Below are 15484 nucleotides of genomic sequence, written 5' to 3' on the forward strand. Positions count from 1 at the left end.
CCGGCCGGGAGCGGGCGGGCGCGCTGGCTCAGGCGCGGCCGATGTGGTCCAGCAGGGCAGCCCCGCTGCGGATGCCCTGAAGGAAGAGCGCCACCTCCATGTTCTCGTTCGGGGCGTGGTTCGCCTCGTCCGCGTTGGCATAGGGGGTCACATAGGCGGGCACGCCGAGGATCTTGGTAAAGACGTAATCGGGCAGGGAGCCCCCGACGCAGGGATAGACCAGCGGTTTCTGCCCCCGTGCCGCCTGGATGGAGGCCTGAATGACCGGCCCCCATTTCGCATCGAACGGCGTCTTTGAGGGGAGCATCCCTTCGGAGGCCACCACCTCCACGTCGCCTTCGGGCGCATGACGGGCCACGTGATCGCGCACGCAGGCGATCACCTGATCGGGAGTCATCGCCTCCACCAGGCGGATGTCGCATTTGGCGATCGCCTCGGCGGGCAGGACAGTCTTGCCCCCCGCGCCGCCATAACCGCCATGCAGCCCGTTGATCGTCAGGGTGGGGCGGAACATCAGCCGTTCCCAGAACGGGCGGTCGGCGGGGGCGTCCAGCCGGTGCATGCCCATGTCCTGCATCAGATCCTCCACGTCCAGCGGCAGATCGGCCATGGCGGCGATCTCGGCATTCGTGGGGGGGATGATCGGATCGTGCAGCCCGTCGATCGTGATCTCGCCCTCCGGGGTCTTCATGGTGGACAGCAGGTGCACCAGTGTCCAGATCGCATTGGGCATCACCCCGCCGTAATTGCCCGAATGCGCATCGCGCCCGGCGGTTCGGGCGTGCAGTTCAAAGGCCACGACGCCGCGCACCCCGTAGGTCAGCACCGGCGCGCCGGAGGAATGCAGCGGGCCATCGGCCGTCACCACCAGATCGCAGGCCAGCCGGTCCTTGTGGGCCCGGATGAAATCGGCGATCTGGGGCGATCCGATCTCTTCCTCGCCTTCCAACAGGAAGATCACGTTGCAGGGCAGGGTGCCATGCACGGCCAGATGCGCTTCCAATGCCAGGATCTGGGCGAAATGCTGGCCCTTGTTGTCGCCGATGCCGCGCGCCCAGATCCGGCCATCGCGGATCTCGGGGGTGAAGGGATCGGATGTCCACAGCTCCAGCGGTTCGGGTGGCTGCACGTCGTAATGGCCATAAAGCAGGATCGTCGGCTTGTCCGGCGACACGTCGTAGCGCGCCAGCACGAAGGGATGGCCCGGCGTCTCGATCGCCTCGGGCTGCATCCCCAGCTTGCCCAGCATGTCCAGCAGCAGGTTGCAGACATCGCGGATGCCGATGTTCTGCGCCGAGATGGAGGGATGGCTGACGTAGTCCATCACCCGCCGCACATATTCGTCAGAGCGGGCATCGATATGGTCGAGAACGGGTTGCAGATCGGTCATGCGGCAGTGTCCCTGGTCAGGATCATCGCACCCGAGGGATGGGCCGTGGCGGTCCATCCGGGCGCAAGGAAGGTGGTGGTGTCCAGCTGGGTCAGGATGGCGGGACCGGTGACGCTGGCCCCGGCGCCAAAGGCGGCGCGGTCCAGCACGGGCACCTCGGCGGGGCCATCGGCCAGCTGCACGCTGACATGTTCGCTGGGCGACGGGGCGGGGCCAGGGTCCAGCTGGGCGGGCGCCGGGGTCCGGGCCAGGCCCGTCGCCTCGATCCGAAGGGTGACCAGTTCAACCTGGGCCTCCAGAACAAAGCCGTAAAGCGCCTGATGCGCGCTGCGGAAATTCCGTTCGAGCGCTTCGCGGGTGTCGGCGAAGGGCACGGCCAGCTCGCCGCCCTGACCGGCAAAGCGCATCAGCGCCACGGGCAGGACCATCCGTGCCTCGGGGGCGACATCCTCGGCGGTGAACCAGCGGTCGGCGGCTTCGGTCAGCTCGGCCACCAGGGGCAGGGCCTCTTCGGGGCGCATCGGGCCGGGGCGGGCCATGGCGCGGGAGAACTCGGCCCGCAGATCCGCAGCCAGCAGACCGTCGGCGCAGAGCACACCGGGCGCGGGGGCCAGCAGCACCCGGGTCAGACCCAGAAGATCAGCCAGCGCGCAGCCATGCAGCGGCCCCGCCCCGCCAAAGGGGACCAGTGCGAAATCGCGCGGATCATGCCCCCGTTCGACCGACACGACGCGCATCGCGCCAACCATGTGGTTGTCGGCAATGGCCAGGATCCCGCGTGCTGCGGTTTCCAGATCCAGCCCCAGCACCTGCGCCAGATCGCCAACCGCGCGGCGGGCGGCGGCCACGTCCAGTTTCATCCGCCCGCCCAGCAGGCTGGCGGGCAGCTGGCCCAGGGCGACATGGGCATCGGTCACCGTGGGTTCGGTCCCGCCATGGCCATAGGAGGCCGGGCCGGGCCGGGCGCCCGCGCTTTCCGGACCGACGGCCAGGGCGCCGTCCTTGACCCGCGCCAGCGATCCGCCCCCGGCGCCGATGGTGATCATGTCCACCATCGGCAGGGCCAGGGGCCAATCGCCGACGCTTCCGGCCTGGGTCAGGCCGATCTCGCCGCCCTTGATCAGGCAGATGTCGGCCGAGGTGCCGCCGATATCCACGGTAATCAGATCATCGATCCCGCAGGCGCGGGCCACGGCGCGGGCGCCCACCACCCCGGCGGCGGGGCCGGACAGGGCGGTCAGGGCGGGCGCGACGCGGATCTTGGGCGCGCCGGCGACGCCGCCGTTGGACTGCATCAGCATCAGGGGCGTTTGCGTCCCTTCCTCGGCCAGCCGCTGTTCCAGCCGCGCGACATAGCGGGTGACACCGGGCATCACCGTGGCGTTCAGCACCGTGGTGAGAGAGCGTTCGTATTCCCGCGACACGGGCAGCACATCGGTGGAAATGGTGATCGCCAGATCCGGCAGTTCCTCTGCCAGGATCTGCGCCACACGGCGTTCGTGATCGGCATTGGCAAAGGCGTGCAGCAGCGAGACGGCCACCGCCTCGACCCCCATGCGGGCGATGCGGGCGGCGGCGGCACGCACGCTGTCCTCGTCCAGCGGGGTGATCACCACACCCCCGGCGCCGATCCGTTCGGTGATCTCCACCACATGTTCGGCGGGCACCGGCGGCTCGGGCTTTATCCAGGTATAGAGGTTGGCCTTGCGCGGGATGTCCTGCCGCCCGATCCCCAGCACGTGGCGAAAGCCCGCGGTGGTCACCAGCGCGGTTTTCGCCCCCTTGCCCTCAAGGATCATGTTGGTGGCCACGGTGGTGCCATGCAGCACCTGTGCCAGATCCGAGGCGGGGCGGCCGGCCTCTTCCAGGGCCAGGCGGATGCCGTTCAGGAACCCTTCGGAGGGATCCGCCGGGGTCGAGGGCGTCTTGGCCCGCCAGGTCTGGCCGGTGGCGTGATCCACCAGCGCGATGTCGGTAAAGGTGCCGCCGATGTCCACGGCGATGGCCAGGGCGGAGACGGAGGTGTCGAGCGCCATCACAGAAGCTCCTCTCGGTAGGTGTTGCGGTGGAAGGGCAGGACAGCGGGCCGGTCGGCGCGCAGCGCCTCGGTGGCGGCGATGTCCAGCGTTTCGTCGGTGATGACGACGCCGTAATGCACCCGCGCGGCTTCGGCGGTGACAAAGCCGCCCAGCACATCCTTCAGCACGGTTTCGGCAGGCCGGTCATGCGGATGGCCGTTGCCGCCGCCGCCGCCGGTTTCGATGCGCAGGATATCGCCCTTTTTCATCCGGGTGCCGTCCGACAGGGGGTCCAGCGTGAATTCCTGCGGCGTGCCGGGGTTCAGCATGGCGCGGCCCGTCCCGCCGCACATGCCGCCGGCATAGCCCCAGGGCGGGTTCTTCACCCCGTCGATGCGCACGGCCATCGTGACCTCGTCGGCCAGGATCTCGTATTCGCGGATGATGCCCGTGCCACCGCGCCAGCGCCCCGGTCCGCCGGAATCGGGCACGACGCCGTACTGACGCAGACGATAGGGGTAGCCGGCTTCCAGGAATTCGACCGGATAGTTCTCCTGCGCGACGAAATAGACCGCGTCGATCCCGTCGGCGAAGTCGCGCGCGCCGTAGCCCACGCCGATTCCGTCGGCCAGCAGGAACGGGACCACGGTATTCTCCGCATCGCGGTAGGTGCCGCGCATCATGGTGATCACATAGGCCGAATGCGCCGCCGGTGCGCCGCCCCCGGCCACGTTCACCAGCCCGTTCAGCACCGCCAGCATCCGCATCATCGTCAGTCCGCGCATCCCCAGCGGGGCGGGGAATTTCGGCTGCACGATCGATCCTTCGCGCAGCCGCACCTCGTCGAAACTCAGCGGGCCGCCGGCATTGCAGACCTGCGCGGGATCGCCGCCCAGATAGTACAGGCCCAGGGCCATGCCGGGCACGGCCGGGTTCATGATCAGGTTGACCGGGCCGGGGGCCTGATCGTCACTTTCGGTGGCGTCGAAGATGAACCGGTCCCCGCCATCGGCATCGCGCTCGCGCGTGATGGCAAAGCGCAGGGCAAAGGGGCCGTTGCCATGGCCGTCGGTGTCGATCGTGTCGGCAAAGCGGTGGGTGCCGTAGTCGAAGGTTTCCGCCATGCGGCGGCGCACCAGACTGCGGGTCCGGTCCAGCAGCTGTGACAGCGCGTCTGCAAAGACATCGGTTCCGTGCCGCTCCACCACCTCGGCCATGCGGGCCACACCCAGATTGACCGAGGCCATCAGCGCCGACATGTCACCGATGCTTTGTTCCGGATAGCGGGAATTGCGGTGAAAGATCGCCAGCGCGCTTTCGTTGGTGACGCCGGCATCGATCAGCTTGGTCGGGGGGACGATGATCCCCTCCTGGTAGATCGAGGTCGCATCGGGGCTGATGGATCCGGGCATCAGCCCGCCGATATCCGCGAAATGCGCCCAGGACATGACAAAGGCCGACAGGGTGCCGTTGGCAAAGACGGGGGCCAGCAGGACCTGATCGTTGGAATGGGTCACCGCCCCCCTGGAGCCGTAGCAATCGTTGTACCAGTACAGATCGCCCGGCTTCATCTCCTCGCGCGGGAAATGCTCGAAGACGGGAGAGGTCAGATCGCCGAAGATCGGCACCATGGAGCCCACCGCCATCGTGCCGTTGCCATCGAACAGGGCGGTATAGAAATCCTTCTTCTCGCGGATGAAGGCCGAAATGGCCGTGCGCTCGATCAGCGCCTCCATCTCCCGTTGGGCGGCCATGATGGCGCCCCGGATGATTTCCAGCGTGACGGGATCGCAAAGCGTTTGTGTATGTTTGTCTCGGGGCATTCTGTCCTCGGCGGTCAGTCGATTGTGACGACGATGTTGGCGGGGGCGCCCCGTTCCACGGCTTCGTGGGCGCGGGCGGCCCGATCAAGCGGATGGGTCGCGGCGATGTCCGGGCGCAGCTGCCCGGCGGCGAAATGGCGGGTCAGGCAGGCGGTGGCGCCGGCCAGTTCGGCGGGGGTCAGATCGTTGCCCTGCACAAAGCTCAGCCGCGCGGCCTTGCGCGCGAAGGCATAGTAATCCAGCGGCGGCGTGCGGTCGGACGAGCAGGAATAGGCCGCCAGCGTGCCATGCGGGGCCAGCAGGGCGGCATCCAGCGCCCGGTTGGCGGCGAAATCGACCTCGACGATGCGGGCGGCGCCGCGCCCGTCGCCCAGCCGGGCCACCATGTCCCGCAGGGCGGTTGCGTCCCCGGCAGGCAGGACGTGATGGGCCCCGCGCGCGGCAGCCACGGCGCGGGATTGTTCGCTGCGTCCGGTGGCCAGCACCGTGGCGCCCGACAGGCGCGCCAGCTCGACCGCGATGCGCCCCACAGCGCCGCCGCCGCCCTGCACCACGACCAGCTGGCCCGCCACCGGCCCGTCGGCCAGCACGGCCAGCCAGGCGGTATAGGCGGGCACGCCGATGCAGGCGCCCTCGGCCATCGAAAAGGTGGGGGGCAGCGGGGGCGCCTGCAGGGAGGGCACGACCACATGATCCGCCGCCGTGCCCGCGCCATGGGGTGCCCCCAGGACAAAGACCCGTTCACCGATCCGCGCGGATTCCACTCCGGTGCCCACCGCATCGATCACCCCGGCGCCGTCGCTATGCGGGATCACCCCGCCCGGCGGCACCTCCCGCCCGGACCAGCCGGATCGGGATTTCGTGTCATGCGGATTCACGCCCGAGGCCGCCACCCGCACCCGCACCGCGCCCGGTCCGGGCCGGGGCAGGGGGCGGTCGGCCAGATGCAGAACCTCTGTCGCCGGGCCGGTGCGGGTATACAGCAGGGCGCGCATCCTCTCAGCCTGCCGTGGCGATCAGATCGGTCGCCGCGCGCAGGGCGCTGATCACCCGGTTGCGCCCGCGCAGCACCTGCGCCAGGGCAAAGCCGCGCAGCCCCGCGTCCATGCCGGGCAGCGATTGCGCTGCGGCGATGGCGGGCAGGGGCGGCACGTTCAGTGCCGGATCATGGGTAAAGCGGGGGCCGCGCACGTAGTTCACCGGCACCAGGATGCGCGCCAGTCCGCGGATCACCGCGTTGGCCGCATCGGGAGCAATGGCGCCGCTCTCCACCCCGGCATAGAAGGCGTCAAGCTCGGTCGCCAGGGCGGCGATCTCCGCCTCGACCGGCGCGAGATCGATCCAGGGCGCGGCCGCCTGACGGTAGCTGGCTGCCGTCTCTGCATATTCCATCGCCGCAGCGCGCCAGTCCAGCGGCAGCACAGGATCGCAGGCCAGACGCAGCACGGCGGTCAGGTAGAGCCGGATATCGGTGTCCAGCACGTCCTTGTCCGCGATTTCGATCGTGTCGTCCTCGGTATGCCAGGCGATGTTGCCGCCACAGCCGCCGACCACGTAATACCCTTTTTCCTTGCGCACCTCTTCGGGCAACATGGAGGATCCGTTGAAGGCGCCGGTGATGCCGATGTTGTTGAACGTGTAGTCGGAATTGCGCTGCGGGCGCTTGCGCACGGGGGTCTGTCCGGTGACTTCCTGCACCACCTCGCGCACGAATTGCTCCGCCTCCGAGGTGCAGGCAATCGCTTCGTAGGAGGTCGCCCAGCGACAGCCGGGACTGTCGCAATTCAGATGGGCCACGCAATTCGCATCCAGCTCCAGCCCGAATTCGTCGGCAAACCAGGCCGATCCGCCGTACCGGGCGGCGGAATGGCCCGGCCACCAGGCCAGCCGCACCCCGCGCTTCAGCGCCGCGCGGTTGCGCCACAGGACATTGGCCAGTTCGATCATGCAGGCATTGCCGGTGCCGTTGTCGCCCACGCCCTCCTGCCAGCTGTCGTAATGGCCATGGACCAGCACGAAATCATCCGTCTCGCCGCTGCCCGGGATCTCGGCCACGGGCAGTTTCTGGGCGTGCCAGCCGGTTTCCAGCGTGGTGCGCACCGTGGCGGTGCCGCCTTCGCGCGCCAGAGCGATCAGCGCCGCGCCATCGGGCCGGTTCACGGCGGCGGACGGGATCTTGGGCAGGTTGCGCAGGTCTTCGGGTTCAGGCGTGCCCCAGACGGTATTGACCGTGCCCCAGTGGATGCGCTGGCCGGGATTGACCGCGATCACCGCGATGGCCCCTGCCGCCTCAAGCCCGGCAATGAAGTTCGGCAGGGCAAAACCCTCGATCACCGCGATCTTGCCCGCCGCCGCCTTCAGCGCGTCCAGCGCGGCGGGGTTGCGGTCCAGCGGGGTGCCGCCCGAGGCGTCCTCCATGAAGATCAGCTCGCCGGTCACGCCCTCGGGAACCGAGGCGCAGAAGGCCGGCGGCTTGGCCGCGAAGGTACGGTCCCCGGCAGTCACAGAGGCCGAGATCGGAAGTGACATGTAGATCTCGGGCTCATATACGCGCACCGGAACACCCAGATTTTCCAGGGCCTGCACGATCATGTCCGCACCGGCATTGGCATCCTGGGGCTTCTCGCGCGGCTGGTTCGCGAAGGCCTCGATCAGCGCCCAGGGGGCGGACAGGGTCACGTCGTTTCGGGCGGCCTCGCGATCAAGCATGAATGTCTCCGTTTTTTCACTGATTGAAACGTTGTTTCGTTGATGGTAGGCAGAAGACCCGCATCGGGTAAAGAGCAGATTTGAGGAGAGCTTGTATTGGACTACACGATTTCATCCGTGGACCGCGCGCTGCGCATGTTGGAGGCACTCGCCGACAATCCCGGCAGTGGGGTCACGGAACTGGCCGCCGCCACAGGCTGCACCAAGAGCCAGACCTTCCGCCTGCTGTTCACGCTGGAGGCGCGGGGCTTCGTGACCAAGGACGCCGACCGGCGCTACACTCTGGGCTTTCGCGCGATGCTGTTGGGGGATCAGGCGCGGCGGCAATCGCGGCTGATCGCGGCGGCAGAACCGTTCCTGCATGAACTCTATGACCGGCTGCGCGAAAACGTGCTGCTGCTGGTGCGCGACGGGCTGAATTCGGTCTGTATCCTTTTGCGGTCTTCGCCCGACCCGGACCAGATCTTTGCCCAGGTCGGGCGGCACGGGCCGCTTTATGCAGGGGGCGGGCCCAAGGTCCTGCTGGCCCATGCCCGGCAGGACATTCAGGACGCGGTGCTGGAAGGCGAGATGCAGGCCTTTACCGATGGCACGATCCGCGACCCCGACGTGCTGCGCTCGTTGCTGGATCAGATTCGCCGCGACGGCTGGACCATCTCCGAAGGAGAGCTGGACTTGCACAAATGCTCTGTCGCGGCGCCGGTGCGCGATGCCAGCGGCATGGTCATCGCCGCGCTCAGCGTGACCGGCGCGGCAGATCGGTTGCGCGACACGCTGCGCACCGAGACCCGCGACGCGCTGGTCAGCGCCTCCGGGCGGCTGTCGGTCGCGCTGGGCTATCGTGGCACGCCGGTGGTGGTCAGCTGATCGCGCCCCGGCGGCGCCGGGGGTTGGGGCGGCGGAGGCCGGGATCCTTTGGGTGAAATCCGGGCAGAACGGACCTTTGCGGGTCCGTTTTCGCGTTTGATGGGGTTGGGGTCTTGCCCGGCGCGGCGCATTCTGATTTTATTGCAGACGAAACGTTGTTTCACACAATGAAAAATGCAAGCCGTCCCGTTCGCCGAACACCCGAAACCGATTGACCGAAAGGCGCCCGATTTGACCCAGTTTCCCCCCCGCCGCCCCCAAGCCGGACCCATCCAAGGATGAGCAGCCGGGAGCAGGCCGTCGCCGCCGCGCAGGGGCTGGTGGACAGCGGTGCCTTTGTCGAGATCCTGCGTGGCCGCATCGCCATCCCCACCGAAAGCCAGGAGCCGGACCGCCATGCCGATCTGCACCGCTATCTGACGGATCAGATCACGCCAGCCCTTGCCGACATGGGGTTCGACAGTCGCATCCTGCCCAATCCCGAACCGGGCGGCGGCCCCTTCCTGATCGGCACCCGGATCGAGGATCCGGCCCTGCCGACGGTGCTGACCTATGGCCATGGCGACGTGGTGCGCGGCATTCCCGAACAATGGCGCGAAGGGCTGGACCCCTGGACCGTCGCGGTCGAGGGCGATCGCTGGTACGGACGCGGAACCGCCGACAACAAGGGCCAGCACGCGCTGGTTCTGGCCGCCCTGAACGAGGTGCTGAAAGTGCGCGGGCGCCTGGGCTTCAACGTGAAGGTGCTGATCGAGACCAGCGAGGAAATCGGCTCCACCGGGCTGGACCAGCTGCTGGAGACCGAGGCACAGGCCCTGGCGGCGGATGTGCTGATCGCCTCGGACGGGCCGCGTCTGGTGGTGGAACGCCCGGACGTGAAACTGGGCAACCGCGGCTCTGTCACCTTCGACATGCACCTGACCCTGCGCGAGGGCAGCCGCCATTCGGGTCATTGGGGCGGGGTGCTGGAGGATCCGGCGATCATCCTGGCGCAGGCGCTGTCCTGCATCACCAGCCCGCGTGGCGAAATCCTGATCGAGGATTGGCTGCCCCGCGACATCCCGCCAAGGATCCGCGCCGCGATCCGCGACATCCGCGTCGATCCGTCCGATCCGTCGCTGATCATGCCCGAGGATTGGGGCCAGCCGGGGCTGACGACGCCTGAAAAGATGTACGGCTGGACCAGCTTCATCGTGCTGGCGATGCTGTCGGGACGGCCCGAAAACCCGGTGAACGGGGTTCAGCCCGCGGCCCGGGCGCGATGTCAGATCCGGCATACCGTCGATGCAGATGCACAGAAGTTCATGCCCGCCCTGCGGCGCCATCTGGACGCCCATGGCTTCGACATGGTGGAGGTCGAGGAACTGCCCGGCAATCGCTTCCCGCCCTGGCGCACCGATCCCGACGATCCCTGGGTGGAGGAGGTGCTGGCCTCTCTCACCCGGACGCGGGGGGAGCGGCCGATCCTGATGCCCAATTCCTCCGGCGGGCTGCCCAGCGAGATCTTCGCCCGCCATCTGGGCTGTCCGGTGATCTGGATCCCGCATTCCTATGGCGGATGCCGGCAGCACGGGCCGGACGAACACATGCTGGCGCCGATCGTGCGCGAGGGGCTGGGCCTGATGGCGGGTCTGTTCTGGGACATCGGAGAAAGAGGGACAAAATGACAAGCGCAACCGCAGAAGAGATGCTGGCGGGGATCCGCCGCTGGGTCGAGATCGAAAGCCACACCCCCGACGTGGCAGGCATCGCGCGGCTGTGCGACACGATCGCGGCGGATTACGCCAGCTGTGGCGCCCGGTCGGAACGGATCGCGGGCCGCGACGGTCAGGGTGATCAGCTGATCGTGCGGGCGCCCTGGGGCGAGGGATCGAACGCGCCTGGCATCCTGGTTCTCAGCCACAACGACACGGTGCATCCAGCTGGAACTATTGGTGAATTCCCCTTCCGGGTAGAGGGCGACCTGGCCTATGGCCCGGGCATCTGCGACATGAAGGGCGGCAGCTACATCGCCATGCAGGCGGTTCGGGAAATCGCCGCCGCCGGCACCGGGCGCCTGCCGGTGACGCATCTGATGGTCTCGGACGAGGAAATCGGCTCTCCGACCTCGCGGGCGGTGATCGAGGAGCTGGCCCGCGCGGCGAAATACGTGCTGGTCACCGAACCGGCGCGGGAGGGCGGCAAGATCGTCACCGCACGCAAGGGGGTCATGCGCTTCGAGGCCGAGACATTCGGCACCGCCGCCCATGCGGGCACCCGTCACCAGGCAGGACGCTCCGCCGTGGTGGAGATCGCCCGGCTGACCCTGAAATTCGCCGCGCTGACCGATTATGACCGCGGCATCACCTGCAACGTCGGCGAGATCACCGGCGGCACCGGCGTGAATGTCGTGGCCGCCCATGCCCGCATCCGCGTCGATGTGCGCGTCCCCGATGCCGAGGCGGCAGAGGAGGTGCAGGCCTTCGTCGACGGGCTGTGGGCCGAGGATCCCGATATCCGCCTGTCGATCACCGGCGGGCTGAACCGCCCGGCCTACGAGACGGACGCCCGTGTCGCGGCGCTGTTCGACCATGCGCGCGCGCTGGCGGCGGAGATCGGATTTGACCTGGTCGGGCTGAAGACCGGGGGTGGCAGCGATGGCAATTTCACCGCTCCGCTGACCCCGACGCTGGACGGGTTGGGCGTGGATGGCAACGACGCCCACACCCTGAACGAACATCTGCTGATCTCCTCGCTTGAACCGCGCCGCGACCTGCTGAAGCGCCTGTTGGAGACGCTGGAATGAGCGCCGGGCTGAGGATCGGCTGCGACGTCGGCGGCAGCTTTACCGATTTCCTGTTGTTCGATCCGGCCACCGGCGCGGTGGAGACGCTGAAGGTGCCGACCACACCCGAAGCCCCGGAACAGGGCGTGATGGCCGGGCTGGCCGAACTGGCCGCCGCGCGTCCCGGCCTGCTGGAGGGGATGGAAACGCTGATCCATGGCACCACGCTGGTGATCAACGCCATCATCGAACGCAAGGGGGCCGAGACCGCGCTGATCACCAATGCGGGCTTTCGCGATGTGTTGGAGACGCGGCGGGAGATCCGCTATGACATCTACGACATCCGCCAGGCCTTCCCGGCGCCGATCGTTCCCCGCAGGCTTCGCCGCGAGGTCGCGGGGCGTATCGGCCATGACGGGCAGGAGTTCGAGCCGCTGGACGCCGACGGGCTGCGCGATGTGCTGCGCGATCTGGCGGGGCAGGGCGTCGCCTCGGTCGCGCTGTGTCTGTTGCATTCCTATGCCAACCCGGCACAGGAACGGCAGGCGGCGGCCATCGCGGCGGAGATGGACCTGCCGTTGGACCTGTCGCTATCCAGTGATGTCCTGCCGGAAGTGCAGGAATTCGAACGGTTTTCCACCACTGCGCTAAATGCCTACGTTCGGCCGAAAGTCGATCGCTACCTGGGTGCGCTGGAAGGCGCGCTGGCCGATGCGGGCTATGCCCATCCGCTGTTCCTGATGCAATCGGGCGGCGGGGTGATCGGAGCGCAGACCGCCCGTCAGGCCCCCGTTCGCCTGGCCGAAAGCGGCCCCGTGGGCGGCGTTCTGGCCGCCGGGCGTCTGGGTCAGGCGGCCGGGGCGGATGATATCCTGGCCTTCGACATGGGCGGCACCACCGCCAAGGCCTGCCTGATCCGCGACGGGGAACTGCCCATCACCCGCGCCTACGAGGTCGATCGCGTGCACCGGTTCAAGCGCGGCTCGGGCACGCCGCTGGCGGTGCCCACTGTTGACCTGATCGAGATCGGCGCCGGCGGCGGCTCCATCGCGCAGGTGGATGCCCTGGGCCTGCTGCGGATCGGGCCGGAAAGCGCGGCCTCGGATCCCGGCCCGGCCTGTTTCGGACGCGGCGGCACGCGGGCGACGATCACCGATGCGAACCTGGTTCTGGGCTATCTGGACCCGGCGGAGTTCCGCGCCGGGGGCATCATCCTGGACGTAGAGGCCGCCCGCGCCGCGATCGCCCGCGATGTGGCCGCCCTGCTGGGGCTGGACGTGGATCTGGCCGCTGCCGCCATCGTCGCGATGGTGGACGAGAACATGGCCCAGGCCGCGCGGATGTATGCCGCCGAACATGGTGGCGATCCGGCCCGGGCGGCGATGGTGGCCTGTGGCGGCGGCGGCCCGCTGCATGGCGCCGCCGTGGCGCGCAAGCTGGGGATCACCCGTCTGATGGTGCCCGAGGCGGCGGGCGTCTTTTCGGCCCTGGGGTTCCTCATGGCCACGCCCAGCTTTGAAGTGGCGCGCAGCCGCCCCGCGCGGCTGGACGCCCTGACCCCCGGTGCGCTGGAGGACGAATTCGCGGCCCTGGCGGCCGAGGCGGATGCCGTCGTCGGCGCCGTGGCGCCCCGTGCGCCGCTGACGCGCCGCCGCTATGCGGAGATGCGCTATGCCGGGCAGGGGCATCAGCTGCGCGTCCGACTGCAGGACGACCTGTCCGCCCCGGCCATCGCCGCCGCCTTTGCCGCCGCCTATGACGCGGCCTATGGTTATACCTATGATGATCTGGTGCCCGAGATCGTCACCCTGCGGCTGGTGTCGGAGGCGGCGCAGGAGGGGCCGGGATTTGCCGCCGCGACCGCCGGCCCGGCGCCCGCGCCACGCTGGCGTCGGGCCTGGGATCCGCTGGCCGGGCAGATGGTGGACCACCAGGTGCTGCCCTTCGACGCCGTGACGGGCGAGGTCACGGGCCCGGCCCTGATCGGCCAGTCCGGCACCACGATCCTGCTGCCCGCCGGGGCGCGGGCGCGCAAGGGGCCGGGCGGCTGGCTGGACATCACCCTGCCGGACCCGGCGGAGGCCGAAGCGACCGCCCCTGCCGCCGCTACGCAGACCCGATCAGCATCCCGTCCCGATCCGCGGAAGGAGCCCGCCACATGAGCGCCCAGAACACACCCGCCCCGCCGCGCCCCGCCGCAGCCCTGCCCGAAGGGCGCACGGCCTCTGCCACCGGAGCTGCGCGCGACGGTCTGGCGGCGATCCAGCAGCAGGTTCTGTGGTCCCGCCTGGTGGCCATCGCGGACGAGATTGCCACCACGCTGGTCCGCACCGCCTTCAGCCTGGTGGTGCGGGATAATCACGATTACGCCTGTTCCATCTACGATGCGCGCGGGCAGATGCTGGCGCAATCCATGCAATGCACCCCCGGCCAGGCCGGATCCACCCCCATGGTTCTGCGCGATCTGCTGGCCGTCTACCCGCCGGAGACTCTGGCGGAGGGCGATGTGCTGATCTCCAACGATCCGTGGATCGGTGCGGGCCACGCGCCGGACGTCTTCATCGCCACGCCGGTCTTTCGCAACGGCGTGCTCGTCGGGTTCACTTGCACTTGCGCGCATCACGCCGACATGGGCGGGCGTCTGGGCGCCACCGACGCACGCGACGTCTACGAAGAGGGGCTGATCATCCCGGTGACCAAGCTGGTCTCTGCCGGGGTGGAGGACGAGGCGCTGGTGCGTCTGATCCGGCGCAATGTCCGCATGTCCGAGAAGATCCTGGGCGACATTCGCGCCCAGATGGCTGCCAACCGCGTCGGCGCCGCCGGAATCCTGCGGATGATGGACGAGTTCGACCTGACCAGCCTGGAGCCACTGGCCGATCGCGTCACCGCCCATTCCGAGGCCGCGTTCCGCGCCGCCATCGGTCGTCTGCCGCAGGGCGAGACGGTGAACGAGGTCTTTCACGAGCTGACGGATGACGCGGGCGATCCGATCCGCATCCGCGTGGCGCTGAAGATCCTGGAGGACCGGGTGCAGCTGGATTTTACCGGCACCTCGCCGCAGGTGGCCAAGCCGATCAATGCGGTGCTGAACATCACCCGGGCCTATTGCGTCTTTCCCTTCATTGCCACGCTGTGCCCCGATCTGCCGATGAATGCCGGCGCCTTCCGCCCTGTGGAGATTTCGGTGCCCGAGGGCAGCGTGCTGAACCCGACCTATCCGGCGCCGGGGATGTATCGCAGCCTGCTGTCCTATTTCACCGTCGAGGCGATCATGGGCGCGCTGCGCAAGATCGCCCCGGACAAGGTCATGGCGCCCTCGGGCACCTATCCGCTGTGGATCCAGAAATTCGCCGGCACCGGGCTGGATGGGCGGCCCTTTGTCACCCATTACAACGCCCAGGGCGGGCAGGGGGCCTTTCGGGATCGCGACGGGAACACGGCGGTGGTCTTTCCCGGCAACATCGCCTCCACCTCGGTGGAGCTGTTCGAACATGACGGCCCCTTCCTGGTGGAACGGCGGATGCTGGTGCCCGACACCGGCGGCGCCGGTCGGTTTCGCGGCGGGCTGGGGCAGGAGACGGTGCTGCGCGTGCTGGCCGATGCGCCGGTGCGGTCGGCCCTGTCCGGCGGGCGCCTGGTCGAGCCGGCCAAGGGGATGGAGGAGGGCGCCCCCGGCGGGCTGGGCCATATCTCCGTCAACGATGGCGCGCCTTTCCGCACCGCGGGCCGTGCGGATCTGCGACAGGGCGACAGGGTACGGCTGGTCCAGCCCGGCGGCGGCGGGTTCGGCCCCCCCTCCGAACGTGCGCCCGAGGCGATACAGCGCGACCTGGACGAAGGCTACGTCACGCCAGAGGGCGTGGCACGCGATTACGGCGTCCCACTGGTCCCGGCGGCGGAATAGCGGCGC

10 protein-coding genes are annotated in these 15484 nt (G+C 68.7%); 5 read left to right on the plus strand and 5 right to left on the minus strand.

Annotation, left to right across the window (positions count from 1 at the left end; all coding sequences use genetic code 11):
- Positions 1-28 precede the first annotated feature (28 nt).
- From G5A46_RS11600 to G5A46_RS11620, 5 genes are read right to left on the minus strand one after another with little or no spacing between them, the layout of a single operon-like run.
- Positions 29-1390: a M20/M25/M40 family metallo-hydrolase gene (locus G5A46_RS11600; protein ID WP_163849542.1), complete on the minus strand. Its 1362-nt coding sequence runs from the start codon at positions 1388-1390 to the stop codon at positions 29-31.
- Positions 1387-3426, minus strand: a complete 2040-nt coding sequence (locus G5A46_RS11605) for a hydantoinase/oxoprolinase family protein (RefSeq protein WP_163849543.1) — start codon at positions 3424-3426, stop codon at positions 1387-1389. The genes G5A46_RS11600 and G5A46_RS11605 overlap by 4 nt, the downstream gene beginning before the upstream one ends.
- Positions 3426-5231: a hydantoinase B/oxoprolinase family protein gene (locus G5A46_RS11610; protein ID WP_163849544.1), complete on the minus strand. Its 1806-nt coding sequence runs from the start codon at positions 5229-5231 to the stop codon at positions 3426-3428. The genes G5A46_RS11605 and G5A46_RS11610 overlap by 1 nt, the downstream gene beginning before the upstream one ends.
- A gap of 14 nt (positions 5232-5245) precedes the next feature.
- The gene (locus G5A46_RS11615) at positions 5246-6226 is read right to left on the minus strand and encodes an NADPH:quinone reductase (RefSeq protein ID WP_163849545.1); all 981 of its coding nucleotides are present in this window, start codon (positions 6224-6226) and stop codon (positions 5246-5248) included.
- A 4-nt stretch (positions 6227-6230) separates the two neighbouring features.
- Entirely contained in the window at positions 6231-7940 is a 1710-nt protein-coding gene (locus G5A46_RS11620) for a M28 family metallopeptidase (protein WP_163849546.1), read from the minus strand.
- Positions 7941-8036: 96 nt separating this feature from the next.
- On the opposite strand from G5A46_RS11620, the gene G5A46_RS11625 reads away from it, so the two are divergent.
- The 5 genes from G5A46_RS11625 (at position 8037) to G5A46_RS11645 (ending at position 15478) form a co-directional block, all read left to right on the plus strand.
- Positions 8037-8807, plus strand: coding sequence for an IclR family transcriptional regulator (locus G5A46_RS11625; protein WP_163849547.1), 771 nt, complete (start codon positions 8037-8039; stop codon positions 8805-8807).
- Between the two features lie 278 nt (positions 8808-9085).
- On the plus strand, positions 9086-10474 hold the full coding sequence (locus G5A46_RS11630) for a M20 family metallopeptidase (protein WP_163849548.1): 1389 nt from the start codon (positions 9086-9088) through the stop codon (positions 10472-10474).
- Positions 10471-11592, plus strand: a complete 1122-nt coding sequence (locus G5A46_RS11635) for a M20 family metallopeptidase (protein ID WP_163849549.1) — start codon at positions 10471-10473, stop codon at positions 11590-11592. Before G5A46_RS11630 ends, G5A46_RS11635 begins: the two co-directional genes overlap by 4 nt.
- Positions 11589-13733 carry a hydantoinase/oxoprolinase family protein gene (locus G5A46_RS11640; RefSeq protein WP_163849550.1) on the plus strand — a complete coding sequence of 715 codons (2145 nt, stop codon included), beginning with the start codon at positions 11589-11591 and terminating at the stop codon, positions 13731-13733. Before G5A46_RS11635 ends, G5A46_RS11640 begins: the two co-directional genes overlap by 4 nt.
- Entirely contained in the window at positions 13730-15478 is a 1749-nt protein-coding gene (locus G5A46_RS11645; protein ID WP_163849551.1) for a hydantoinase B/oxoprolinase family protein, read from the plus strand. The genes G5A46_RS11640 and G5A46_RS11645 overlap by 4 nt, the downstream gene beginning before the upstream one ends.
- Positions 15479-15484 lie beyond the last annotated feature (6 nt).

Origin of the sequence: Pseudooceanicola aestuarii (genome assembly GCF_010614805.1) — a bacterium.
In the GTDB taxonomy this organism is placed as follows: domain Bacteria; phylum Pseudomonadota; class Alphaproteobacteria; order Rhodobacterales; family Rhodobacteraceae; genus Pseudooceanicola; species Pseudooceanicola aestuarii.

Coding starts and splice junctions, on each gene's coding strand:
- G5A46_RS11645 (WP_163849551.1), top strand. CDS start 13,730: ATGAGCGCCCAGAACACACCCGCCCCGCCGCGCCCCGCCGCAGCCCTG.
- G5A46_RS11635 (WP_163849549.1), top strand. CDS start 10,471: ATGACAAGCGCAACCGCAGAAGAGATGCTGGCGGGGATCCGCCGCTGG.
- G5A46_RS11605 (WP_163849543.1), bottom strand. CDS start 3,426: ATGGCGCTCGACACCTCCGTCTCCGCCCTGGCCATCGCCGTGGACATC.
- G5A46_RS11615 (WP_163849545.1), bottom strand. CDS start 6,226: ATGCGCGCCCTGCTGTATACCCGCACCGGCCCGGCGACAGAGGTTCTG.
- G5A46_RS11640 (WP_163849550.1), top strand. CDS start 11,589: ATGAGCGCCGGGCTGAGGATCGGCTGCGACGTCGGCGGCAGCTTTACC.
- G5A46_RS11620 (WP_163849546.1), bottom strand. CDS start 7,940: ATGCTTGATCGCGAGGCCGCCCGAAACGACGTGACCCTGTCCGCCCCC.
- G5A46_RS11600 (WP_163849542.1), bottom strand. CDS start 1,390: ATGACCGATCTGCAACCCGTTCTCGACCATATCGATGCCCGCTCTGAC.
- G5A46_RS11630 (WP_163849548.1), top strand. CDS start 9,086: ATGAGCAGCCGGGAGCAGGCCGTCGCCGCCGCGCAGGGGCTGGTGGAC.
- G5A46_RS11610 (WP_163849544.1), bottom strand. CDS start 5,231: ATGCCCCGAGACAAACATACACAAACGCTTTGCGATCCCGTCACGCTG.